Source organism: Lapillicoccus jejuensis, from assembly GCF_006715055.1.
Lineage (GTDB): Bacteria > Actinomycetota > Actinomycetes > Actinomycetales > Dermatophilaceae > Lapillicoccus > Lapillicoccus jejuensis.
On sequence record NZ_VFMN01000001.1, the window covers coordinates 2480405 to 2503496 of the forward strand.

Genomic DNA, 23092 nt, shown 5'->3' on the forward strand with positions numbered 1-23092 from the left:
GGGGTTCTGCGTATCCCGGGGTCAGCCGCGGGCGGTGACCGCGGTGGCGCCGTACGGCGTGCTCGCCGTCAGCGCCTCGCGGTCGGCGGCGTCGAGCGCGGCCAGCGACGAGCCGCGGGTCTCGCGCAGGGCGAGCGCGGCGACGGTCGTCACGGCGCAGGCGACGGCGAGGTAGACCGCGGTCGGGACCCACGAGCCGGTCGTCTTGAGCCACTCGGTGGCGAGCACCGGCGCGAGCGAGCCGGCGAGGACCGAGGTGACCTGGTAGCAGATCGACACCCCGGAGTAGCGCATCCGCGTCGGGAACAGCTCGGCCATGATCGCGGGCTGCCCGGCGTACATCAGCGAGTGGAAGAGCAGGCCGAGGATGATCGCGCCGAGGATGACGGCGGTCTGCTTCGTGCCGAAGGCGGGGAAGGCGATGAAGCCCCAGCTCGCCGAGAGCACCGCGCCGGTGAGGTAGACGGGCCGGCGGCCGACCCGGTCGGCGAGCCGTCCGACGAGCGGGATGACGGCGAAGTGCACGAGGTGCGCGATGCCGATGACGCCGAGGATCGAGGCCGTCTTCATCTTCAGCCCGGTGCCGAGGTAGACGATCGAGAAGCTCACGACGAGGTAGTAGAGGATGTTCTCGGCGAAGCGCAGGCCCATCCCGACGAGGATGCCGCGGGGGTGGCGGCGGACGACCTCGAGGGCGCCGTACGGGCGGTCGTCGTGGGCGATGGCCTCGCGGGCCTCCTCGAACAGGCGCGACTCCGAGACCGTACGACGCACCAGCGCGCCGACGAGGACGACGACCGCCGAGAGCCAGAAGGCGACCCGCCAGCCCCAGGCGAGGAACGCGTCGTCGGACAGGGTCCGCGACATGACCCACAGCACCGCGGTGGCGAGCAGGTTGCCGGCCGGGACGGCGGCCTGCGGCCACGACGCCCAGAACGCGCGGTCGCGGTCGGGCGCCTGCTCGGCGACGAGGAGCACCGCCCCGCCCCACTCGCCGCCGATGGCCAGGCCCTGGACGAAGCGCAGCAGCACCAGCAGGATCGGCGCCCACACGCCGATGCTCGCGTAGGTCGGCAGGCAGCCCATGGCGACGGTCGCGGCGCCGATGAGCCCGATGGTCAGCTGCAGCGTGTGCTTGCGCCCCAGCCGGTCGCCCAGGTGGCCGAAGACGACCCCACCCAGCGGGCGGGCGAGGAAGCCGACGGCGTAGGTGACGAAGGCGCCGATGACCGCGTCGTACTGGTTGTCCATGTGCGGCAGCAGGACCTTGCTGAAGACCAGCGTGGCCGCCGTCGCGTAGAGGAAGAAGTCGTACCACTCGACCACGGTCCCGGCCATCGAGGCGCCGACGAGGCGGCGCAGGCCGGGTGGGGTGCCGCCTGCGCCGCCGGGAGCGTCGCCGGCGCCGGGGCCGGCCGGGCGGGTGGGGGTGGGGGGTGCGCTCATGCGGGCTCTCCGTCGTCGTCGGTGACGTGTGCGCCAGCGACGCACCGCGACGATGATGCAGGTGCGGTTACGCTCACGCCATGGCCAAAGAGGCACCGGCGGTGTGCGAAAACGCAGATCCCGCCTCGTCGGTGCGGGGGTCGGCGCCCAGCCCCGACCTGCTGCTCGTGCTGCTCGAGGTGGCCCGCAGCGGCCGCTACACGGCCGCCGCGGCCACGCTCGGGATCGACCACACGACCGTCGCCCGCAGGATCGCCGCGCTCGAGAAGGCCGCCGGCGGGCGGGTGCTCGCGCGCTCGGCCGGCGGCTGGGCGCTGACCCCGCTCGGCGAGCGGCTCGCCGTGGTCGGGCAGCAGGTGGCGGACGTCCTGCGCGGGGTCGGTCCCGACGGCGCGGTCGTCGACGCGGTCGCCGGGACGGTGCGCGTGACGGCGACGGACGGGTTCAGCGCCTACATCGCCTCACCGGCGGTCGCGGCGCTGCGGCGCGAGCACCCCGACCTCAGCGTCGAGATCGTCACCGCCACCCGGCAGGCGGCCCCCACGCGCTCCGGCACCGACATCGAGGTCGTCGTGGCCGTGCCGCAGGTGCACCGGGCCCAGGTGGTGCCGCTGGGGGAGTACGAGCTGGGGATGTACGCCGCCCCGGGCTACCTCGCGGAGCACGGCACGCCGACCTCGATCGACGACCTCGCCGGGCACGGCCTGGTCTACTTCGCCGACTCGATGCTCCAGGTCGACGAGCTCGACGCCCCGCGCCGGCTCGTCCCGGGGATGGTCGACGCGCTGACGTCGACCAACGTGTTCGTCCACGTCGAGGCCACCCGCGCCGGCGCCGGCGTCGGCTTCCTGCCGTGCTTCATGGCCGACCGGCACGACGACCTCGTGCGGGTCCTGCCCGACCTCGTGGCCGAGCGGCTCGTCTACTGGATGGTCGTGCGCCGCGAGGGGCTGCGCCAGCCGACGGTCGCGGCGGTCGTCGGGGCGCTGCGCGAGGCGGTCGCCACGATGGCGCCGGTGCTCCTGCCCAGCACCCGCGGCCCGGCCGGCACGTGATCAGCCCCCCGTCTCGACACCCCACATGTTGCTGCTTCCTGACCGGTCCGCGGTCCGGCGGCCGCCCGGGGTGGTGTCAGGAAGCAGCAACAGGTGGGGTTCTCAGGCCTCCGGGTCCCAGCTGAGCAGCCGCACCCGGCTCACGTGGTCGACGTGCTCGTGCATCGCGGCGGCGGCCCCCGCGGCGTCGCCCCGGCGGATCGCCGCGAGCACCGCCTCGTGGTCGGCGAGCGACTGCTCCGGGCGGCCCGGCTGGCGCAGCGACTCGTGCCGGCTCTCGGCGATGCGGTCGCGGATCTCGTCGTAGAACGCGGCCAGCAGCCGGCTGCGCGCGGCGGCGACGACGGCGCCGTGGAAGAGCCGGTCGCCCTCCTCGGGCGGCTCACCTGCGGCGACCTGCTCGCGCATCACCCGCAGCGCGTCCTCCATCGCCGCCAGGTCCGCGTCCGTACGACGCCCCGCGGCCAGCGCCGCGAGCTTGGTCTCCAGGGCGTCGCGGGCGTCGAGGACGTCCGGCAGGAGGCGGCGGCGGGTGACGAGGTCGCCGTACGGCTCGCCGTCGAGGCTGTCGCGGCGCAGGTAGACGCCGCCCCCGTGCCGGGTCTCGACGAGGCCCTGGACCTCGAGGGCGACGATCGCCTGGGCGACCGAGGCGCGGCTGACGCCGAGCCGGGCGGCGAGATCGCGCTCGGCGGGCAGCCGGCTGCCGGCGGTGAGGCCGGCCTCCTGGGCGTGGGCGCGCAGGCGGTCGACGACCTGCTCGTAGAGACGGCCCTTGGTGACCGGTCGCAACGCGTCGCCCACCGCGGCCTCCTCGCCCGGGTCCGTGGAGGCCCTTGACAGGCCCGTCCCTCGGGAGCAAGGTACCCGGCTGACGGCAAAGAGGCCAAGTGGCTCAGCCACTGCTCCGGAAGGTGACCCCATGAGCGGACAACCCGCCCACCCCACGCTCGACCCCGCCACCGCCCGCAGCCACCAGCGTCGGGCCGTCCTGGCCAGCACGGTCGGGACGACGATCGAGTGGTACGACTTCTTCCTCTACGGCTCGGCGGCGGCGCTCGTCTTCCCCAAGCTGTTCTTCCCGGGCGAGAGCGACTTCGCCGGCGTGCTGGCCTCGTTCGGCACGCTCTTCGTCGGCTTCGCCGCCCGCCCGGTCGGTGCCGCGATCTTCGGCCACTACGGCGACCGGGTCGGGCGCAAGGCGACGCTGGTGACGACGCTCGTCCTCATGGGCGCGGCGACCTTCCTCATCGGCTGCCTCCCGCCGTACTCCTCGGCCGGCGTCCTCGCGCCGATCCTGCTGACCCTGCTGCGCGTCGCGCAGGGCATCGGCGTCGGCGGCGAGTGGGGCGGCTCGGTCCTCATGGCCATGGAGTGGGGGTCGAAGAAGCGTCGCGGCCTCATGGCCAGCTACCCGCAGCTCGGGGTGCCGATCGGCCTGCTGCTCGCGACGGCGATGCTCAAGTGGATGAGCTCGATCATGTCCCCGGAATCCTTCGACGCGTGGGGCTGGCGGATCCCGTTCCTCGTCAGCGCGATCCTCGTCGGGGTCGGGCTCTACGTGCGGCTGCGGGTCATGGAGTCGCCGGAGTTCTCCGCGGTGAAGAAGACGGAGAAGGTGGCCAAGCGGCCGTTCGTCGAGGTGCTCAAGGAGCACCCGCTGGAGATCATCACCTCCGCCTTCGTCCGCATGGCCGAGCAGGCACCGTTCTACCTCTTCATCACCTTCGTGCTGACCTACGGCACCAAGGTCGCCAAGCTGCCGCGCGGTGACCTGCTCAACTACACACTCGTCGCCGCCTCGCTCGGCTTCATCACCGTGCCGCTCTTCGGGTTCCTCTCGGACAAGCTCGGCCGGCGGCTGACCTACGGCGTCGGCATCGTCGCCGTCGCGCTCTACGCGTTCCCCTACTACGGCCTGCTCAACACCGGCACGGGCGGGGCGGCGCTGCTGGCCATCGTCCTGTCGCTCGTCTTCCACGACATCATGTACGGCCCCCAGGCCGCGCTCATCGCCGAGAGCTTCGGGACCAACCTGCGCTACAGCGGCGCGGGCATCGGCTACCAGCTCGCGTCGGTCATCGCCGGCGGTCCGGCCCCGCTCATCGCGGCGGCCATCTTCGAGAAGACCGGCAGCAGCACCGGCATCAGCCTCTACATCATCGGCTGCTGCGTGCTGTCGATGATCGCGCTGCTGCTCATGCCTCGCACGACGCAGCGGCGCGAGGAGGAGGCCGAGCGCGCGGCCGCGCCGGTGGCGTCGTGACCCGTCCAGACGGCGAGGGGGAGGACCAGCCGCCGTACGACGCCGCGAAGGCGTGGGCGACGCGCGAGGGCGCCCTCGGGGGCCTGCGGGTCCTCGACCTCACCCGCATCCTGTCGGGGCCGTTCGCGTCGATGGTGCTGGCTGACCTCGGCGCCGACGTCATCAAGATCGAGGACACCCGCGGCGGCGACGACACGCGCCGGTGGGGGCCGCCGTTCCAGGGCGAGGACGCGGCGTACTACCACGCGGTCAACCGCAACAAGCGGTCGCTGGCGGTCGACCTCAAGACGCCGGAGGGGCTCTCGCTCGTGCGGTCGTTGGCGCTGTCGGCGGACGTCGTGCTGGAGAACTTCCGGCCGGGGACGGCCGACCGGCTCGGGCTGGGGTACGACGAGCTGTCGACGGCGAACCCGCGGCTGGTCTACGGGTCGGTGAGCGGGTTCGGCCAGACCGGGCCGGACAGTCGGCGCGCGGGGTACGACGCCATCGCCCAGGCCATGTCGGGGGTCATGGGTCTGACGGGGCCGGCGGGCGGTGAGCCGGTGCGCTTCGGGGTGGCGGGGGCCGACCTCGGCGCGGGGATGTGGGTGGTCATCGGGGTCCTCGCGGCCCTGCGTTCTCGGGACACGACCGGGCGGGGGCAGCACGTCGACGTCGCGCTGCTCGACGGGATGGTGTCGTGGTTGACCTACGGGGCGCAGAACTACTTCGCGACGGGGAAGCGACCGCACCGGCACGGGTCGGCGCACCCCAACATCGTCCCGTACCAGGCGTTCCCGACCGCCGACGGCGACATCATGGTGGCGGTCGGGAACGACTCGCTGTGGGCGCGGTTCGCGCCGGTCGTCGGGCTGGGCCACCTCGTCGACGACCCGCGGTTCGCGACGAACCCCGACCGGGTGAGCCGGCGCGACGAGCTGCTGCCGATCATCGAGGAGGCGTTCCTGGCGAAGCCGGCGACGGAGTGGGCGGCGCTGCTCGAGGAGGCGGGCGTGCCCGCCGGTCCGGTACACGAGGTCGACGAGGCGCTCGCGCACCCTCAGGTGCTCGCCCGCGACATGGTCGTCGACCTGCCGCACCGCGACCTCGGCGACGTGCGCACGCTGGGGTCGCCGCTCAAGCTGTCGGGGACGCCGACGACGCTGCGGCACGCCAGCCCCGCCTACGCCGAGCACACCCGCGAGCTACTGGCCGCGATGGGTTTGGACGACGCGGCGATCGAAGCGATGGTCGCCTCTGGAGGGGTGCGAGGATGACCGTGGCGGGCTCGGTTGCGGAAAATCAGCGCTAGCTTGAGGACGCACGCCGTCGTTGAAACGTAGAGGGCGGAGCTTGATGAGTGGTCATGAGTTTCGCCGGGAAAGGTGGGGCTGGATGCACTCGTCTGAGGGGTACTCGGTGCGGCTGATGGGGCGCACCGACTTCCGTACTCCGATCGTTCGCGCACTCTCCACATTCTTGCCAGGGGTATGAGAAAGCCTTCGAGCAGTGTCGTTGTTTGGACAAAACCTGTCCAAGACGGCGAGGGGCGATCAAGGACAGAGGTCGCTCGACTGCGTCGTGGAATCGACTTCGCGGGCTGGAAATCCATCAACGCTGCCGAAGGCACGGTGTTCGCTTCAAAGGAACTTGCGGCCGTTGCTTAACCTTTGAGCAGCGAATGGCGCTGTCGTTGAGCGGCTTCCTCAATGTGCCCGAGTCAGGAACGAGTACACCTTGCGGCGCCCGAGGCGCCCGCCCACGGGCTCACTAGTCGGGCAGTGCCGTGGGGCACGACAACGGGCTCGGCACCCGCGCGTCGCGCTACAGGTCGCGGCGCGGTCGCACGAGGCGGACGGCCGCCGACAGACGGCTACCCACGCCGTCACCAGACTGGCCGCCGGTGGCGGAGCCGATGTGCGAGGTCTCGTCGGTCAGCCCCCTCGCCTGACGCGACGCCGTATGGCAGTTCCTGGTAGGCGGGGCAGAAAAACAACCTTGCATTCGTTCATGAGTTGGCTAAAAGGCGTGATCTGAGAGCGACTACATCGCTTTAGCGCCGTCATCCCGGGCCCGTAGGGATTAAAGATTTCTCGTACACTTCGCCACGTCGGGAAAGAGCCAGCACGCTCAGACGCGGTAGTCTGTAAACCTTGAGATCCATACGAGGAGGCTTGTGTTGGCTGGTGAGGGTCTGACCTATATTCAAACGCTGATTTCTGGGGCAGCTGGAGGTATGCTCGCGCTCGTTGGCGAGGTCGTGACGTCCCTCCTGGGCAACCGAAGTGCGCGTTCACGTCAGGAGGCAGAAAATTCAAGAGCGGATCAGGCGGCTCGTGACGCCTTCGAACTGGAGAAGCTCCTGCGGCTGGATGAGATGTTGTTGACATGCTTCCGACTCGCTCAGACTGTGATCGATGACTCTGATCAGCAAAATCTTCTCGCGGTACAATTGCGGAACGCCGCGGACGAAGTGCGTCATCTACAGAGGCTAAGTTTCTCTGACGATGTCCGAGCGGCCACGTCTTCCGCCTACAAAGAAATCGCGCAGTATTCATGGAACCGAGATATGCAGGATGACCCCTCAAAGGCCGGAAAGGCGGTGCTTCATGCGCAAGAAATCGTTGGGGCCCGCATCCGTCTCTTGTTTGGGGCGCAGTCACCTTAGTGACGAGGAGGTGCGCGCAGGCCGTACTGGCCGAATGAGACCGACGGGTCATTGGCCGATGGGTAACTGACGTGTGAGCCATAGGAGAATGCGCGGGGGTAGCTACCAGTCCGCCATGTGTACCCCATGACTTCACAAACCCTTGCCAGCTGTGCGCGACAAGCCGCGCCTTTCGAATGCGGTTTGTACCGTTTCTTTAAGGATTAGTCGGCCAAATGCCGGATATAGCCCAGTGGGGTCTAGGGTTCTTATCCAGTCTTATTCGCAGGCGACCCATCGAGACGGAGCGGACCCCTTCTCGAAATCTTTTTCAGAAGGGTGCTTAGGCGTAGGCATTGAGCGTGGCCTCAAGTGTCCAGATCCGTACGTCCGTAAAGTTGCTAGCCGATCTAAATTCGTCTCGTTCTACTAAAATCGCAACATCTCCAGTTCCCATGCGCCCATCGCCGAGAAGATCCATGAGAGAACTTCCCGTCGAGTCGCCAGTCAGGAGGTAGTCCAGTCGTGCTTTGTCCCACTGAACGTCACGAATAATCCAGGGCGGCTGAGTTTCTTGAGCCTGCCTGAGAGCGGTAGTGAACCGCCTCGCCGCGCCGCGCCGATCGCCTCCGCATTGCGCGACGTGGTTGCCTGTTTCGATAATTGTAGTGAGAGGGAGCACGAAGCGATGGCCGTCTTTGTAGCGGGCAATAAATTCATCCGCTATTTGCTGGTGTCGACTTGCTTTGCCAGGGACGTCAAGAATTTCTAGGAAGACAGACGTGTCGATAAGCCATACGGGCATGTCGGGCATCTCTAGCTCCCAAAAATCTCGGCAAGAGATTGCTGTGCCACGTCACCGGCATCAGGAGCGCCCGGACGTAGGGCGTCGTCCACGGCGCGGCTTCCCAGCGTTGATGGCCCGACCACCTCGAAATAGTCAGGGAAATCCACTAGTCGCGTCACCCTGCTCCAGCCATCTGCGTCACGGGTTACAACAACTACGTCTTGGTGATCCGAACCGTCTAATGAGTCTAGGATTGCCGGGCTGTGGGTAGTAGCCAGGGTTTGTACTCGACGGTCACCAGCCGCGGCCTTTAGCCGAGAGACGAGCAGAGAGGCCTGTGAGGGATGTAGTCCGTTCTCGAGTTCCTCGACTACCAACAGGCGTTCGGCGGGTGCGTCTCCCTGCATGGGCTCGAGTAAGGCGGCAGCAATAGCAAGAAAGCGAAGAGTGCCATCGCTCATCAGTCGCGCGGGGATGGCCCGATCTTCACCGCCTATATGCTCCGTGAGGGTTACCATTACGTCGCCGAGCTGGCTTGTGACAGACGCCAAATCGGCTACCTGTGCTTCTGACAAGCTGCGGGTCATGTCAAGAAGTTCTTGTCGGGCGACGGAATTTGATGCGATCCGGCCGAGGACTGCAGATAGATTATCCGCGCCACGCCGGAGGACTGCGTCCTTCTCTGGCACGTACTCGCGCATTTGGTGTGGAACTGGATCTAGAAGGAAGACCCCATTCAGGGCGCTCAACATCTCTGCTGCTCGTTCATGCACGTCGCGGCCCGCCTGTGAGGTGACTGGAACCCGGACTGCAACCTGCGACGTCAGCAGCTGGTCAGCGCGCATGGTCACTGGAGGGTTCACGCCCCGCTTTCGGCTCTCCCATCGCGCGGTGATGTCAGCGCTGTGGGGGTTAGGGGGGTCTGATGCGAGCCAATAGCGCCGCTGACCGTCACCGCGATAACTCCACAGGCGCTCAGAGACAATCTGCACGGTAGGCGAGGTCTGGACCTCCACGTCCAGGTGCAACCGGCCGGCGGCGCCATCAACTGAGCAACCGATCGCGAAGCGCGTCTCGCCAACCGGCGCGCATCCTTCCGACCCCCCCCGTACTAGGGGACCTTCGCGACCCCCATCGAGCGCGTCGCGCAGGCTGGCGCCGGTCGCCATGGCCGACAACACACTTACTGCATCAAGGATGTTCGACTTCCCCGAGCCGTTCCGCCCGACGACAAGCGTGAGCGGCCCCACGTTGATGCGGGCGTCCCTCACGCTCTTGAAGGACGCCAGCCGAATCTCGCGAAGTCGCGTTGCCATGGCACTGACACTACTTGTACGTCAGAGCGAGCTGACAGCGGACTGGCCGATCAAGCTAGATCGCGAAGCTCCGTTGCGAGGCGCACTGTGGACCTCGCTGGGCTAAGGCCTTTCAACTTAGCGGGACTAGGATAATCGGAACACCCACGCGATCAGATAGAAAGCATGACAGGTCTTACGCGAATCTGGTGCCGAGTGGAAACCGTTCGCTGCTACTCGAAATGGTGGACCAAATTAAATATGACAGATGCTGTTGCAAAAGTAGAGGTTATGGCGATTCGAGCAGGCCTATTTTTCTCGGGCAAGTCAGTGATGGCGGCGAACTTCGGCCGAGCTCAACCCGCCTAGCTCACCAGGGTGGAGGAGCTTGGCAAGGTCCTCGACTCCGTCGACGAGTCGCGGGCCCGGGCGCGCGACGCAGCCATTGGAGTCCATGGCCCTGACCAGCACACCGTCGGGCAGAACGCCTGCCGCAAGCAGTTCGCGCGCCTGCTCTGCCGACGCGGCGAGGTCGTACCCGCAGGGCGCGACGACGACGACGTCCGGCGGGGTCGCGAGGGCCTGCTCCCACGTCACCCGCGTGGATTTCCCGCCGACCTCACCGATCGTCGGCTCACCGCCGGCGGCGAGGATCATCTCGGGCACCCAGTGGCCGGGCGCGTAGGGCGGGTCGGCCCACTCGAGCAACAGCACCTTCGGTCGGGGGAGGCCCTCCACCGCCAGCCGCACCGCGTCGAGCCGATCGCGGAGGTCCTCAATCTGGGCCCGCGCCTCGTCACCGCGGCCGACGGCGTCGCCCAGCGTCACGAGCGTGCCGAGCACCTCGTCCAGCGTGTGCGGGTCGAGCGTCAGCACGTCGGCCCGGCACCCCAGGTGACCGAGCGCCGCCTGCACGTCGTCGACGTCGACCGCGCACACCGCGCACAGGTCTTGCGTGACGACGAGGTCCGCGTCGAGCCCGGCCAGCGCGCCCTCGTCGAGGTGGTAGAGGTCCTCACCGGCGCGTACCCGCGCGGACACGACGGCGTCGATCTCGGCCGGCGACAGCCCCTCCGGCAGTGACGACGTCGACACGACCCGGCGCGTCCGCGCCTCCGCCGGGGTGTCGCACTCGAACGTCACCCCGACGACGTCGTCCCCGGCGCCGAGCCCGAAGAGCATCTCGGTGGCCGACGGCAGGAGGGAGACGATGCGCACCTCTCGACCCTACGTCGCGTGCTCGTCAGGTCGCGGCGACCGTCGCTTCCGCGACGTGCCAGCCATCGCGGGTCTGGATGACGAGCTTGCTGATCGTCGACCGCTCGACCCAGCAGGCCGCCTGCAGCGTCGTCTGCCCGGACGGGGTGCCGGTCCACGACGCGACCTCCCACGAGCGGCCCTCGCGGTCGGTGACCTCGAGGTAGAAGACGCCGTCGGTCGGGAGGTTGTCGCCGTCGAGGACCATCTGGGTGCCCCAGGTGCGCGGCTCCAGCGAGATCGACACGACGGTGCGCGACCCCGGCGGGCCGGTTGCGACGATCCGGTCCGACCCGGCGCGCCACTGCTGGACGACGGGGTAGAGCGTCAGCCCCGACAGGACGCTGGCCACGACGAGGACGGCCGCCGCGGCGGCGGTCAGCAGCCGGCGCCGGACGCGGCGGCGCCGTACCTCCGCCAGGAGCGCGACGGGGGCGACCGGCTCGCCGTACGACGGCGCGCCAGGGACCGCCACGGCGGTGGCCGCCGTGGGCGAGGTCGGCGCAAGAGCGTCCGCGTCGACCGGGTCGACGAGCGCCAGCAGCGCCGGCAGCCCGGAGACCTGCGCCAGCTCGGTCTGGCAGGTCGGGCAGGTGCGCAGGTGCTGGGTGAAGGCGCGGTGCTCGTCCTCGGAAAGACCTCCCAGGACGAAGGCACCGAGCAGCAGGTGCAGGTCGTCGCCGGACGGGGGCGGGCTGGTCGGTGTCACCGGGTCACCCCCATCTCGTCGAGGACGGCGCGCAGCGAGCGGACCGCGTAGAAGGCGCGGGACTTGACCGTCCCCTCCGGCACCCCGAGCTCGCGGGCGGCCTCGGCGACGGTGAGCCGGCGGTAGTACAGGCGCAGGACGACGTCGCGGTGGGCCTCCTGCAGCCGGGCGAGCGCGTCCTCGACGAGCATCTGGTCCAGCGCCCGGTCGATCTCCACCGCGGGGTTCGTCTCCAGCGGGTCGCGGCGAGCGTGCGCGTCGTCGTGCTCCTCGGCGACCTCGGTGACGCGGCGGCCGGCGGCCCGGTGCATGTCGATCATGATGTTGCGGGCGGTCTGGAAGAGGTAGGCCCGCATGCTCGCCACCTCCGGGGCCTGCCTCCACACGCGCAGCACCGTCTCCTGCACGACGTCGTCGACGCGGGCGTGGTCGATCGACGTGCGCGCGACGAACCGGCGCAGCGCAGGCGCGTGCTCGCGGTAGATCTCCGCGACCGCGTCCTCGTCGAGTGGGACCACGACTCCTCCTTCACCCCGGGAGACGCCGGGCCCGCCCGGACGGTTCACGGGAGCCGTACGGCGCCCCGCGGGGCACCCGATGGCCGGGATCGAGGGCTACGCCTGGCCGGTGGCGCGCAGGACGTCCTGGAACCAGTCGACCGCCGTGTCGAAGGCCTTACCGCCCTTGATCCGGTCGAACTCGATGGCCCGCAGCTCGTCGCCGCGCTCCTCGTCGTGCCCGACGACGCCCGGGGTGCCGGCGACCGCCGCGTCGACGGCGACGTGGACCATCTGCCGGATGAGCTCGAGGTCCTGCGCGTTCGCCGGCGCCGAGCGGGCGAAGTACCCGCTCTTCTGGACCATGGTCTTCTCGGCGCCGATCCGCTTCGCGAACTGCTGGGCGAACCACGCGCCCGGGTTGACCGCGTCGAGCTTGACGTGGCCGAACGGGTCGCGCGGGACCTCGTCGCCGGAAGCCTCCATCTGGGCAACGATCTCCTCGACGCCCGCTCCCTCCGAGACGAAGAGGTTGACGCAGCCGACGTCGTCCATCACGCCGCGCAGCCGCTCCGCCTCGGCGTCGAGGTCGATCGGCAGCTCGGGCACGAAGACCGCGTGCACGCCCCATCGCTCCGGCGTCAGCCCGATCGAGGGCACCCACTCCTGCGCGTCGCGCCAGCGCAGGTACTCCCGCGCCGTCGCCCCGGTCAGCCACCCGCAGCCGCGACCCATGACCTCGTGGACGATGAGCATCCGCGGGTTGGCGCCGTGCTCGGCCAGCACGTTCTGCGCGAAGCGCGAGCCCTGCTCAGCCGCCGTGGCCGCGCCGAGCGACTGACGGATCGGCACGACGTCGTTGTCGATCGTCTTCGGCAGCCCCACGACGGTGAGCGCGTGCCCGCGCTCCTTGAGGAACGAGGCCAGGTCGGCGGCCGTCGTGTTCGTGTCGTCGCCGCCGATGGTGTGCAGGACGTCGACACCGTCGTCGGCCAGGCGCTGCGCGGCCGCCTCGAGCGGGTCCTGCCCGACCTTGACGAGACCGCGCTTCTCGAGGTCCTTCGCGTTGGTGAGCTTGACCCGGCTGTTGCCCAGCGGCGAGCCGCCGTACGCGTGCAGCAGGTGCGCCGAGCGCCGCGCCTCGTCGTCGATGACGACCTTCGTGTCGCTGAGCACCCCGTGGTAGCCGTGCCGGTAGCCGATGATCTCCACCTCGGGCATCAGCTCGGTGTAGCGCTCGATCAGACCGCCGACGGCGGACGACAGGCAGGGGGCGTACCCCCCGGCCGTGAGCAGGGCGACGCGGGTGATGGCCATGCCGACAAACCTAGTTGCCCCCGTGGGTAGCGTCGACCGCGTGTCGACCCGTGAGCCGCTCGAGGCCCTGACCATCCGGCCCGAACGGCCGGAGGACCACGACGCCGTACGGCGCCTCGTCGGCGACGCCTTCGGCGGGCCCCGGGTGCCCGACCTGCTCGACGACCTGCGGGCTGGCGACGGCTGGGTCGACCTGTCCTTCGTCGCCGAGGCGCGCACGGACGGCAGGGCGCAGGTGGTCGGGCACGTGGCCTACACCCGCAGCGTCCTCGACGCCCCCGACCGGCTGCGCGACGTCCTCGTCCTCAGCCCGCTGTCGGTCGACCCGGCGTGGCAGCGGCGGGGCGTCGGCCGCCGGCTGGTCCTCGACTCCCTCGCCGCGCTCGGCGACCGTCCGGAGCCGCTCGTCCTCCTCGAGGGCTCACGGGCCTACTACGGCCGCCTCGGGTTCGTGCCGGCGGAGCCGCTCGGGCTGCGCCGGCCGAGCCTGCGCATCCCGCCGCCCGCCTTCCAGGCGTGGCCCCTGCCGGCGTACGACGCCGCGGGCGGTGCGGCCACCGTCCGCGGGACGCTCGTCTACCACCGCACGTTCTGGGACCACGACTGCGTGGGCCTGCGGGGCTGACGGCGTCCGGTCGCCCAGGGTCAGCGGCGGTTGTGGTGCTCCACGACCTGGCGCGCGACCTCGGCGATCTTCATGTTCATGTCCTGGGAGGCCTTGCGCAGCAACGCGAACGCCTCGTCGTCGCCGACCTTGTGGAAGGCCATCATCAGGCCGACGGCCTTGCCGATCTCCCGGTTGCTGTCCAAGCCCTTGGCCAGCGTCGCCGCCTGCAGGCGGCTGTTGACCGCGCCGAGGGCGACCGACGCGAAGGAGGCGAGGACGATGGCCTGGTCGACCGACCGCTCGTCCAGACCGCCGGGCTCGTCCGAGAACAGGTTGAGCGCACCGACCTTGCTGTCCTCGACGACGATCCGGAAGCCGGCCGCCGAGCGCACCGGCGTGCGGGCGACGACCGCGGACGCCAGCGTCGGGTACTGGTCGTCGGTGCGGAAGTCCTCGACCAGCTGCGGCGCGACCTCGATGATGGCGTCGACGCACGGGCCCTCGTGGTGCCGCCGCTCGAGCTCGTCCACGAGGCGGGCGACGTCGTCGGTGGCGGCGACGGTGCGGAAGTCGTTCCGCGACCCGCGGAGCATGAGGCTGGCGTGGGTGCAGCCGTCGACGAGCTCGACGGCAGCCGAGACGAGCGCGGAGTTGATGCCGTCGTAGTCGGCCGACGCGTAGATGACGGCGGCCAGCTGCTCGAACGCGACGCCGAGCCGGCTGGGGGCCGTGGTGGGCGGGTCGGCGGGTGCGGTGCTCGGCATGGTGGAGGCCTCCGAGGTGAAGAGGTCGGGTCGGGACGGCATCTTGTCACGCGACCCCCTACGGACGCCTCCGTCGTGGCTGCGGTGAGACGCGACCGCACCCGAGGCGCCGGTGAGCCGGCACCTCGGGTGCGGACCTGACGTCGCTGCGGAGAGGGGTCAGGCGGCCCGAGGGGCGGGCGCGACGTCCGGCAGATCGGCCGGAACCGGTCGCCGGACCGGGACCACCGCGGCCGGCGCGGCCTCCGGCACGAGGGTCGCGACCGGCTCCAGCTCCTCGCGTAGGTGGGCCAGGAGCTTGGTGAGGATGCGGGAGACCTGCATCTGGCTCACCCCGAGGCGCTGGGCGATCTGCGACTGGGTGAGGTCCTCGTCGAAGCGCAGTGAGACGACGTACCGCTCCCGGGCGGTCAGCGACGAGATGGCCGCCCGCAGCGCGACCCGGTCCTCGACGTGGCCGATGCCGTCGTCCTCCGCCGGGAGCTGCTGCTCGAGGCTGGGGGCGTCGTCACCGGGACGGTGGTCGAAGGACAGGGCGGTGAAGCCGGACGCCGCCTCCAGGGCCCGCTCGAGCTCGGCCGGTTCGACCTCCAGGGCGAGCGCGAGCTCCTCCTGCGACGGCGGGCGGTGCAGCCGCTGCTCGAGGTCGCGGCTCGTCGGGCCCACGCGGGCGTGCAGCTCCTGCAGCCGGCGGGGCGGACGCACGGCCCAGCCGTGGTCGCGGAAGTGCCGCTTGACCTCACCGGTGATGGTGGGCGACGCGAAGGCGGGGAAGGCGACGCCGCGGTCGATGCGGAAGCGGTGGACGGCCTTGAGCAGCCCCAGCCGCGCGACCTGCACGAGGTCGTCGCGCTCGAGGCCGCGACCGGCGTAGCGCGAGGCGATGCCGTCGGCGAGGGCGAGGTGCAGGCGCACCAGCGACTCCTCGAGCGCGGCGCGCTCGCGGGCGACCGTCGAGGCGTCGCGCTCGGCGAACAGGCGGGTGGTTCTGGTGGTCAGATCCTCGTGCGTGAGAGCCAGTGTGGTGGCGCTGGTGGACATGACAACCTCCGGGGGAGTGGACCGTGCGGCGCCACTGCTGGACCACCTCTCGACCAAACCACCGGGCCGGGGGGTCGGCAACCGTCGTGCGGTTTGCGGTTGTGTGGCGACGGGTAGACCCCCTCGGCTGCGACCGTGACGGGCGAGGAACTCGTCAGGCACGACGTGGTGCCGTCGACGTCCGCGACGGCGCAGTACGGGGTCCCGACCGCCGCCTCGGTGTGCGGTCGGGCCTCGCCCGCAAGAAGCGCGGGACGCCCATCGACCCTCAGCGACGAGGGCGAGGAGATGACCCGTGTCCGTCGACCCCGTCGACCAGCCGATGCTGTCCCTGTCCGGTCCCCCGCCGGATCCGGCTCCCGGGATGGTGCCCTCGGGGCCGACCGACCTGCGGCGCCTGTCCGTGCGCGAGCTCATCCGCGCCCTCACGGCGGTGGAGGACGCCCGCCGCCGCGCGGGTGACCTCGCGCTACCGCCGACGCTGGCCGCGCAGGAGGCGGCCATCGTCAGCGAGCTGCACGCGCGGCCGGGGGGACTGCGCCTCGTCGACGGTCCGGGGGGCGTCGACGCGGGGGGAGCGGGGGGTACGGCGTCGCCCGGCGACCGGTCAGCCGACCGGCCGGCGGGCGCGCCGCGCCTCGTCGTCCTGCCCGGAGTCGTCCCCGAGGTGGTCGTGCCGGACGTCGTCGTCGCCGTCCAGCCGGCGGCCGCGGACCCAGACCCCGGCGACGTCTGAGGTCGTCCCCAGGGCGACGAGCGCGCGCCAGGCGGCGACCGCGTCCGGCGCGTGCTCGACGACGGTGGCCGTCGTCGTACCCGCCCGTGGACGCAGGTGGACGGCGTCGAAGGAGCGGCCGACCGACAGGTCGCCCGTCTCGTCACCGAGACCGAGGGCGAGCGCGCCCGCGCGGGTGGCGAGCCACAGCAGGTGCGCCGGCTCGAGCGGCAGACCGTCGGGTCCGAGCAGCGACTGGGTGAACTGCGCCTGCAGCGCCTCCTTGAGCAGGCTGAAGCCGGTGCCGCCGCCGACGTCGGAGCCGAGCGCCACCCGCACGCCGTGCTCGACGTGCGGGCGCAGCGGGAAGAGGCCGCTGCCGAGGGCGGCGTTGCTCGTCGGGCAGTGCGCGACCGCCGACCCGGCGGCGGCCATGGCGGCGAGGCCCGCGTCGGTCGGGTGGACGTCGTGCGCGAGCACCGTGCCGGGGCCGAGCAGCCCGGCGCGGTCGTAGGTGTCGACGTAGTCCCGTGCCTGCGGGAACGCGGCGGCGACCTGCTCTATCTCGCGCGGGTTCTCGTTGACGTGGCTCGTCATCAGCGTGCCGGGCACGTCGCGCAGGACGTCCGCGCACGCGTCGAGCAGCTCCGGTGACGACGAGAGGCTGAAGCGCGGCGTGACGGCGTACCGGGCCAGGCCGCGGTCGTGCCACCGGCTCGAGAGGTCGACCGACTCGGCGTGCGCGCGTTCGGGGGTGGTGAGCAGCTCGGGGCGCAGGACCCGGTCGGCGACGACGAGCCCGGCGGTCGTGCGCAGCCCGACGCGCTCGGCCTCCTGCAGGAGCAGGTCGACGGCCGGCGCGAAGTGGCTGCCGAAGACGAGGGCCGTCGTGGTGCCGGCCTCGACGAGGCCGTGCACGAAGTCGGTCGCCACCCCGGCGGCGTACGACGGCTCGGCGAGGCGCGCCTCCTCGGGCAGCGCCCAGTCGGTCAGCCAGTCGAGCAGCGACAGCCCGAGCCCGCCGATGACCCGTACCTGCGGCAGGTGGACGTGGGTGTCGACGAAGCCGGGGACGACCAGCCCGCCGCGCAGGTCGAGCTCGGTGGCCGCGGTGCCGGCGTCGCGGGCGCGGCGGCGGACGTCGGCGATCGCGCCGCGGTCGGCGATGCGGCCGTCGACGACGAGCAGGCCGCCGTCGTCCTCGACGCGCAGCGGCGCGCCGGTGGTGAAGGGGTCGTGCGGTGCGTCGACGAGGGTGCCGCGGACGAGGAGCGGACCGGGACGGCCTTTCACCGGGTGGCCGCCGGGGTGGTCGCGGGCTGCTCGGCGAGGATCCGCAGCAGCTCGACGGCGATGCCGAGGGCGATGGTCGCCGGCTCCTTGCCGGGCAGGTCGGTGAGGCCCACGGGGGTGCGGACCCGGGCCAGGGCGGCGTCGTCGTGGCCCTCGGCGCGCAGCCGGCGCTCGAACCGGCTCCGCTTGGCCGCCGACCCGATGAGGCCGATGCTCGCGACGCGGTCGGTGCGCAGCGCCACGTCGACGACCGCGACGTCCTCGGCGTGGTCGTGGGTCATGACGAGCACGTGCGTCCCGGTCGGCAGCTCGGTGAGGCCGAGCTCGGGGACGGGGCAGTGGTGCGGGTGCAGGCGGGCACGCGCGTCGAGCAGGGCCGCCGGCGGACCGCCGCGATCGCGTCGGTACGGCGCGACGTACGCCTCCCGGGAGTCGACGAGGTGCAGGTCGAGGTCGTGCCGGGAGAGGACCCGGACCAGCTCGGCGCCGACGTGGCCGAGGCCGACGACGCAGACCGCAGGGGGTACGGGGACCGGGTCGAGCAGCAGGGTGACCTCACCGCCGCAGCACTGGACCCCGTGCCGGGTGGGCGCGTGCTCGGTGAGGGCGGCGTCGAGGGCGACCGGCTCGCGGGCGCCGGTGGCGAGCATCGTGCGGGCGCGGGTGACCGCCTCGGCCTCGAGGTCGCCGCCGCCGACGCTGTCCCACGTGCCGTCGGCGGTGACGACCATCTTGGCGCCGGCGGCCCGCGGGGCGTGGCCGCGCACGGTCGCGACGGTGACGAGGACGGCGGGGACGCGGTCCTCGCGGGCGCGGGCGAGGGCGTCGAGCCACGTGCCGGCGGCCTGACGGGTGGGCCCCGGGGCGCTCACGGGTGCACCGGGGTCTGCTCGCGGGCGTCGGCCTCGGTGCGTGGGTGCAGGGCCGGCGCGTCGGGCGCGGGCTGGTCGGGGGCGGGGGCGGCGCCCTCGGTGACGTGGCCGGCGTCGCGGCCGGCGGCGCGGGCCGCCTCGAGGGCCCACCACACCGCCTCGGGGGTCGCGGGGGAGGCGAGGGCGATGCTCGTGCCCGCCGGTCCGAAGGCGGCACAGGCGCGACGCAGCGCCTCGCGCACGCAGAAGGCGAGCATGAGCGGCGGCTCGCCGACGGCCTTGCTGCCGTAGACGACCCCGTCCTCGTGGGCGTCCTCGAGCAGCGTGACCCGGAAGTCCTCCGGCATCTCCGACAGGCTCGGCAGCTTGTAGGTGCTGGCCGCCTGCGTCGTCAGCCGGCCGCGGGTCGGGCCGTCGCCCTCGTCCCAGCGCAGGTCCTCCAGCGTCAGCCAGCCCGCGCCCTGGACGAACCCGCCCTCGACCTGGCCGAGGTCGACCAGCGGCGACAGGCTGTCGCCGACGTCGTGGACGACGTCGACGCGCCGCAGCCGGTAGGCGCCGGTGAGGCCGTCGACCTGGACCTCGGCGGCGGCGGCGCCGTACGCGAAGTACTTGAACGGCTCGCCCTGCATCCGCGTCGAGTCCCAGTGCAGGCCCTCGGTGCGATGGAAACCGGCCGCCCACAGCTGGACCCGCTGACTGTAGGCGACCCGGATGACCTCTTCCCAGGACACCTCCTGCAACCCGTCGAGCCGACGGAAGACGCCGCCCTCGACGCGGACGTCGGCCGCGGTCGTGCCGAGCAGCCCGGCGGCGACGGTGTCGAGCCGATCGCGCACCTGCTCGCACGCGTCCTTGACGGCGCCTCCGTTGAGGTCGGCCCCCGAGCTCGCCGCGGTGGCGCTGGTGTTGGGGACCTTGTCGGTGCGGGTGGGCGCGAGGCGGACCCTGCTCAGGGGGACGCCGAGCGCGGTCGCCGCGACCTGGAGCATCTTCGTGTGCAGACCCTGGCCCATCTCGGTGCCGCCGTGGGTGACGAGCACCGACCCGTCCTTGTAGACGTGCACGAGCGCGCCGGCCTGGTTGAAGGCGGTGAGGTTGAAGGAGATCCCGAACTTCACCGGGGTGAGGGCGATGGCCCGCTTGGTCCGCTCGTGGGCCGCGTTGAAGGCGTCGACCTCGGCGCGGCGGCGGGCCACGTCGGCGTTCGTCAGCACCGCGCCCCACACCCGCTGCAGCCGCTCGGGGTGCCGCACCGGCTGCCCGTACGGCGTGCTCTGGCCGGGCCCGTAGAAGTTCCTCCGGCGCAGCTCGTCGGCGTCGACGCCGAGCAGCGGGGCGCAGCGGCCGAGGACGTCCTCGACGACGAGCATCCCCTGTGGGCCGCCGAACCCGCGGAACGCCGTCTGCGAGGTCTTGTGGGTCTGCGCGACCCGGCCGTTGACCCGCACGTGCGGGATCCAGTAGGCGTTGTCGACGTGGCACAGGGCTCGGGCCAGCACCGGCTCGGACAGGTCCAGGCTCCAGCCGCCGTCGCTGGTGAGGGTGGCGTCGAGGGCGAGCAGCCGGCCGTCGTCGTCGAACCCGACGCGCCACTGGGCGTGGAAGCCGTGTCGCTTCCCGGTCATCGTCATGTCCAGCTGGCGGGAGAGGCGCAGCCGGACCGGACGGCCGGTGAGGGTGGCGCCGAGGGCGGCGACGGCGGCGAACCCGTGGGGCTGCATCTCCTTGCCGCCGAACCCTCCTCCCATCCGCAGGCACTGGACGGTGACGGCGTGGCTGGGGACGCCGAGGACGTGGGCGACGATGTCCTGGGTCTCGGTCGGGTGCTGCGTCGAGCACTGGACGAAGACCTGGCCGGCCTCGTCGACGAGGGCCAGCGACGCGTGCGTCTCGAGGTAGAAGTGCTCCTGGCCCGCCATCTCGGTCTCGCCGGAGAAGACGTGGGCGGCGCCCTCGAGGGCGGCCTCGACGTCACCGCGCAGGAGCCGTGGCTGCCCGCCCTGGAAGCTGCCCGCGGCGATGGCGTCGTGGATCGAGACGAGGCTGGGCAGCGGCTCCCACGTCACCTCGACGGCGAGCGCCCCGAGCCGGGCGGCCTCGGCGGTCTCGGCGAGCACCCAGGCCACGCCGTGCCCGACGAACATCGCCTCGCTGGGGAAGAGCGGCTCGTCGTGCTTGACCCCGGCGTCGTTGACGCCCGGGACGTCGTCGGCGGTGAGGACCCGCACGACCCCGGGGACCGCGAGGGCCGGGGTGGCGTCGAGGGAGACCACGCGCGCGTGGGCGTGCGGTGAGCCGACCGGGTGGGCGTGCAGGACGTCCTTGGTGCGACCGACGAGGTCGTCGGTGTAGAGCGCGTGACCGGTGACGTGCAGCGCGGCCGACTCGTGGGGGAGCGGCTGCCCGACGACGCCGCCGGCGGGGCGCTGGGAGAGGGCGCTCACGCCGTCACCGCCGAGTCGGTGCGCGCGTCGTGGTCGTGCCAGAGCCGCTCGAGCGAGGTGCCGAGCATGGCGCGCCGGTAGGCGGCGCTGGCGCGCTGGTCGTCGATCGGGGTGCCTTCCTGGGACAGCACCTGGCCGGCGGCACGCGCGGTGCCGAGCGACCACGGCCGCCCCTCGAGGGCGGCCTCGGTGGCGCGGGCCCGCACCGGGGTCGCGGCGACCCCGCCGAGACCGATCCGGGCGCGGACGACGGTGCCGTCCTCGACGCGAAGGGCGTGAGCGACCGCGACGGACGAGATGTCGTCGTACCGGCGCTTGGCGATCTTGTGGAAGGCGACGATCCCCGCCGGTGGCAACGGGATCCGGACGGAGCAGATGAGCTCGCCGAGGCGTCGTACGGACGTGCGGTAGCCGGTGAAGAAGTCCTCGAGCGGCACCTCGCGCTCGCCGTCGGTGGAGGCGAGGACGACGCGCGCCTCGAGGGCGAGCAGGACCGGCGGGGCGTCGCCGATGGGCGAGCCGGTGCCGAGGTTGCCGCCGAGCGTGGCGCCGTTGCGGATGAGCCGCGAGGCGAACTGCGGCCACAGGGCGTCGAGGAGCGGGACCCGGCCGGCGAGCAGGCGCTCGAGCTCGGAGAGGGTGAGCGCGGCACCCACCTGGAGGTGGTCGTCACCGTCGAGCAGCCCGCGCAGCTCGGGGAGCCGGTCGACGGCGATCAGCAGCGGCACGCGGCGGCCCTTGAGGTTGACGTCGACGCCCCAGTCGGTCGAGCCGGCGACGACGACCGCGTCGGGCTCGTCGGCGAGCTGCCGTAGCGCGTCGTCGAGCGTGGCGGGCCGGACGAACCGGCCGTCGGCGGCGGTGAGGTCGGCGGGCGGAGCGGCCGGGGCGGGCCGCGCCGTCCGCGCGGCCAGGGCGTCGTCCGCCGGCACCTCGCCGAGCGCGCGGGCGGCGTCGAGGATGGGGCGGTAGCCGGTGCAGCGGCACAGGTTTCCCGACAGGGCGTGCTCGTCGAACCCGCCGGCCGGGCGGCCGGGCCGGTAGTACTCGGCAGCCATGCTGCAGACGAACCCGGGCGTGCAGTAGCCGCACTGCGAGCCGCCGCGGACCGCCATCTCGTGCTGGACCGGGTGCAGCGCGTCGGGGGTACCGAGCCCCTCGGCGGTGACGACCTCCTGGCCGTCGAACGCGACCGCGGGCACGAGGCAGGCGTTGAGCGCGGTCCAGCGCGGGGTCCCGCCGGCCGGGTCGGCGCGCAGCACCATGACCGAGCACGCGCCGCACTCACCCTCGGCGCACCCCTCCTTGGCGCCGGTCAGCCCCTGGTCGCGGACGTGGTCGAGCAGCGAGCGGTGCACCGGCACCCCGTCGAGGGGGCACGTCGTGCCGTTGATCGTCACGCCCATGCCCCGCTCCTCACCTCGCCCACCCGGTTGAGCGCCGACGATAGCCCGCGCGTGTCACGACAGGGTGACGCGCCACGACCCACCCCCAGGACGACTCCTTGCTCCGGATGTGCCCGACCGGGCCGGTCCGGCGCCGGATCCGGGCCCATCCGGAGCAAGAAGTCGTCGCTGTCCGCCTCAGGCTCCGACGTCGCGCTGGAGCTCGTCGCCGGTGTCGAAGAACCGGTCGACGTACTCCTGCGGGGGGAGCGGGCTGGAGCGGATGAGCGAGAAGACCTCGAGACCGTGCCCGGGCTCCCCCTCCAGCTCGTAGGCCTGCGAGAGGAGGGGCCCGGAGTCGACCTCGTCGACAGCCGCCAGGTAGTCGCGGACCTCGGTCTCGGCCAGCTCGATGGCCTCCCCGGCCGAGTCGGCGAACCAGAGCGTCACCCGCTCCTCGTACGGCGTCGTACCGACCGCGGCCCCGGCGTCCGGCTCCGTCGTGAGCGCCAGCACGCAGCGGACGGCGAACCACCGACGCGTCTCCTCGGGACCGCGTGAGGATGGGGGGAAGAACAGCGCCGTCATGACGCCATCGTGCCCGCTCGACCCTCACGGTCCGGACGCACCGCACGCCGGTCGTGAGGACGAGGGCACGCCGTCCTGACCCCGCGACCATCGGCCGACGGCCGTAGGGTGGCGACCGTGCGCGA

The 23092-nt window shown here is 71.8% G+C and carries 20 protein-coding genes; 4 read left to right on the forward strand and 16 right to left on the reverse strand.

Features of this window, described 5'->3' with window-relative positions; translation table 11 throughout:
* Positions 1-21: 21 nt before the first annotated feature.
* Complete coding sequence (locus FB458_RS11710) at positions 22-1446, reverse strand: MFS transporter (RefSeq protein WP_141848648.1); 1425 nt, start codon at positions 1444-1446, stop codon at positions 22-24.
* Between the two features lie 80 nt (positions 1447-1526).
* Between FB458_RS11710 and FB458_RS11715 the strand changes: the two genes are divergently transcribed.
* Positions 1527-2501 carry a LysR family transcriptional regulator gene (locus tag FB458_RS11715; protein WP_141848649.1) on the forward strand — a complete coding sequence of 325 codons (975 nt, stop codon included), beginning with the start codon at positions 1527-1529 and terminating at the stop codon, positions 2499-2501.
* A 102-nt stretch (positions 2502-2603) separates the two neighbouring features.
* Here the strand turns inward: FB458_RS11715 and FB458_RS11720 are convergent, their stop codons facing one another.
* Positions 2604-3305: a FadR/GntR family transcriptional regulator gene (locus FB458_RS11720; protein WP_141848650.1), complete on the reverse strand. Its 702-nt coding sequence runs from the start codon at positions 3303-3305 to the stop codon at positions 2604-2606.
* Positions 3306-3423: 118 nt separating this feature from the next.
* On the opposite strand from FB458_RS11720, the gene FB458_RS11725 reads away from it, so the two are divergent.
* Both FB458_RS11725 and FB458_RS11730 read left to right on the forward strand, forming a co-directional pair.
* Positions 3424-4767, forward strand: a complete 1344-nt coding sequence (locus FB458_RS11725; RefSeq protein WP_141848651.1) for an MFS transporter — start codon at positions 3424-3426, stop codon at positions 4765-4767.
* Positions 4764-6023 carry a CaiB/BaiF CoA transferase family protein gene (locus tag FB458_RS11730; RefSeq protein ID WP_141848652.1) on the forward strand — a complete coding sequence of 420 codons (1260 nt, stop codon included), beginning with the start codon at positions 4764-4766 and terminating at the stop codon, positions 6021-6023. Before FB458_RS11725 ends, FB458_RS11730 begins: the two co-directional genes overlap by 4 nt.
* A gap of 1037 nt (positions 6024-7060) precedes the next feature.
* Here FB458_RS11730 and FB458_RS21340 read toward each other — a convergent pair.
* The 7 genes from FB458_RS21340 to FB458_RS11760 form a co-directional block, all read right to left on the reverse strand.
* On the reverse strand, positions 7061-7228 hold the full coding sequence (locus FB458_RS21340) for a hypothetical protein (protein WP_170185657.1): 168 nt from the start codon (positions 7226-7228) through the stop codon (positions 7061-7063).
* 508 nt (positions 7229-7736) lie between these two features.
* Positions 7737-8207 carry a hypothetical protein gene (locus tag FB458_RS11735; protein WP_141848653.1) on the reverse strand — a complete coding sequence of 157 codons (471 nt, stop codon included), beginning with the start codon at positions 8205-8207 and terminating at the stop codon, positions 7737-7739.
* 2 nt (positions 8208-8209) lie between these two features.
* Complete coding sequence (locus FB458_RS22260) at positions 8210-9496, reverse strand: AAA family ATPase (protein ID WP_141848654.1); 1287 nt, start codon at positions 9494-9496, stop codon at positions 8210-8212.
* Between the two features lie 306 nt (positions 9497-9802).
* Positions 9803-10693, reverse strand: a complete 891-nt coding sequence (locus FB458_RS11745) for an ABC transporter substrate-binding protein (RefSeq protein ID WP_141848655.1) — start codon at positions 10691-10693, stop codon at positions 9803-9805.
* Positions 10694-10718: 25 nt separating this feature from the next.
* Positions 10719-11441, reverse strand: a complete 723-nt coding sequence (locus FB458_RS11750; protein WP_141848656.1) for an anti-sigma factor family protein — start codon at positions 11439-11441, stop codon at positions 10719-10721.
* A complete protein-coding gene (locus FB458_RS11755; RefSeq protein ID WP_141848657.1) occupies positions 11438-11959 on the reverse strand; it encodes a sigma-70 family RNA polymerase sigma factor in 522 nt (173 codons plus the stop codon). The genes FB458_RS11750 and FB458_RS11755 overlap by 4 nt, the downstream gene beginning before the upstream one ends.
* Before the next feature lie 96 nt (positions 11960-12055).
* Positions 12056-13255, reverse strand: coding sequence for a pyrophosphate--fructose-6-phosphate 1-phosphotransferase (locus FB458_RS11760; RefSeq protein WP_141848658.1), 1200 nt, complete (start codon positions 13253-13255; stop codon positions 12056-12058).
* A gap of 40 nt (positions 13256-13295) precedes the next feature.
* On the opposite strand from FB458_RS11760, the gene FB458_RS11765 reads away from it, so the two are divergent.
* On the forward strand, positions 13296-13880 hold the full coding sequence (locus FB458_RS11765) for a GNAT family N-acetyltransferase (protein WP_246061177.1): 585 nt from the start codon (positions 13296-13298) through the stop codon (positions 13878-13880).
* 20 nt (positions 13881-13900) lie between these two features.
* Here FB458_RS11765 and FB458_RS11770 read toward each other — a convergent pair whose 3' ends face one another.
* The 7 genes from FB458_RS11770 to FB458_RS11800 all read right to left on the reverse strand — a co-directional run bounded on the left by FB458_RS11770 (position 13901) and on the right by FB458_RS11800 (position 22967).
* Positions 13901-14668 (reverse strand): GAF and ANTAR domain-containing protein, encoded by a 768-nt coding sequence (locus FB458_RS11770; protein ID WP_246061178.1) that lies wholly within the window; start codon positions 14666-14668, stop codon positions 13901-13903.
* A gap of 117 nt (positions 14669-14785) precedes the next feature.
* Positions 14786-15667, reverse strand: coding sequence for a SigB/SigF/SigG family RNA polymerase sigma factor (locus FB458_RS11775; protein ID WP_141848659.1), 882 nt, complete (start codon positions 15665-15667; stop codon positions 14786-14788).
* A 607-nt stretch (positions 15668-16274) separates the two neighbouring features.
* Positions 16275-17675 (reverse strand): guanine deaminase, encoded by a 1401-nt coding sequence (locus tag FB458_RS11780; protein ID WP_141848660.1) that lies wholly within the window; start codon positions 17673-17675, stop codon positions 16275-16277.
* Positions 17672-18547 (reverse strand): xanthine dehydrogenase accessory protein XdhC, encoded by an 876-nt coding sequence (gene xdhC / locus FB458_RS11785; protein WP_141848661.1) that lies wholly within the window; start codon positions 18545-18547, stop codon positions 17672-17674. Before xdhC ends, FB458_RS11780 begins: the two co-directional genes overlap by 4 nt.
* Entirely contained in the window at positions 18544-20994 is a 2451-nt protein-coding gene (xdhB, locus tag FB458_RS11790; RefSeq protein ID WP_141848662.1) for a xanthine dehydrogenase molybdopterin binding subunit, read from the reverse strand. The genes xdhC and xdhB overlap by 4 nt, the downstream gene beginning before the upstream one ends.
* The gene (locus FB458_RS11795; protein ID WP_141848663.1) at positions 20991-22400 is read right to left on the reverse strand and encodes a xanthine dehydrogenase small subunit; all 1410 of its coding nucleotides are present in this window, start codon (positions 22398-22400) and stop codon (positions 20991-20993) included. The genes xdhB and FB458_RS11795 overlap by 4 nt, the downstream gene beginning before the upstream one ends.
* Positions 22401-22577: 177 nt before the next feature.
* Positions 22578-22967, reverse strand: coding sequence for a hypothetical protein (locus FB458_RS11800; protein WP_211356018.1), 390 nt, complete (start codon positions 22965-22967; stop codon positions 22578-22580).
* Positions 22968-23092 lie beyond the last annotated feature (125 nt).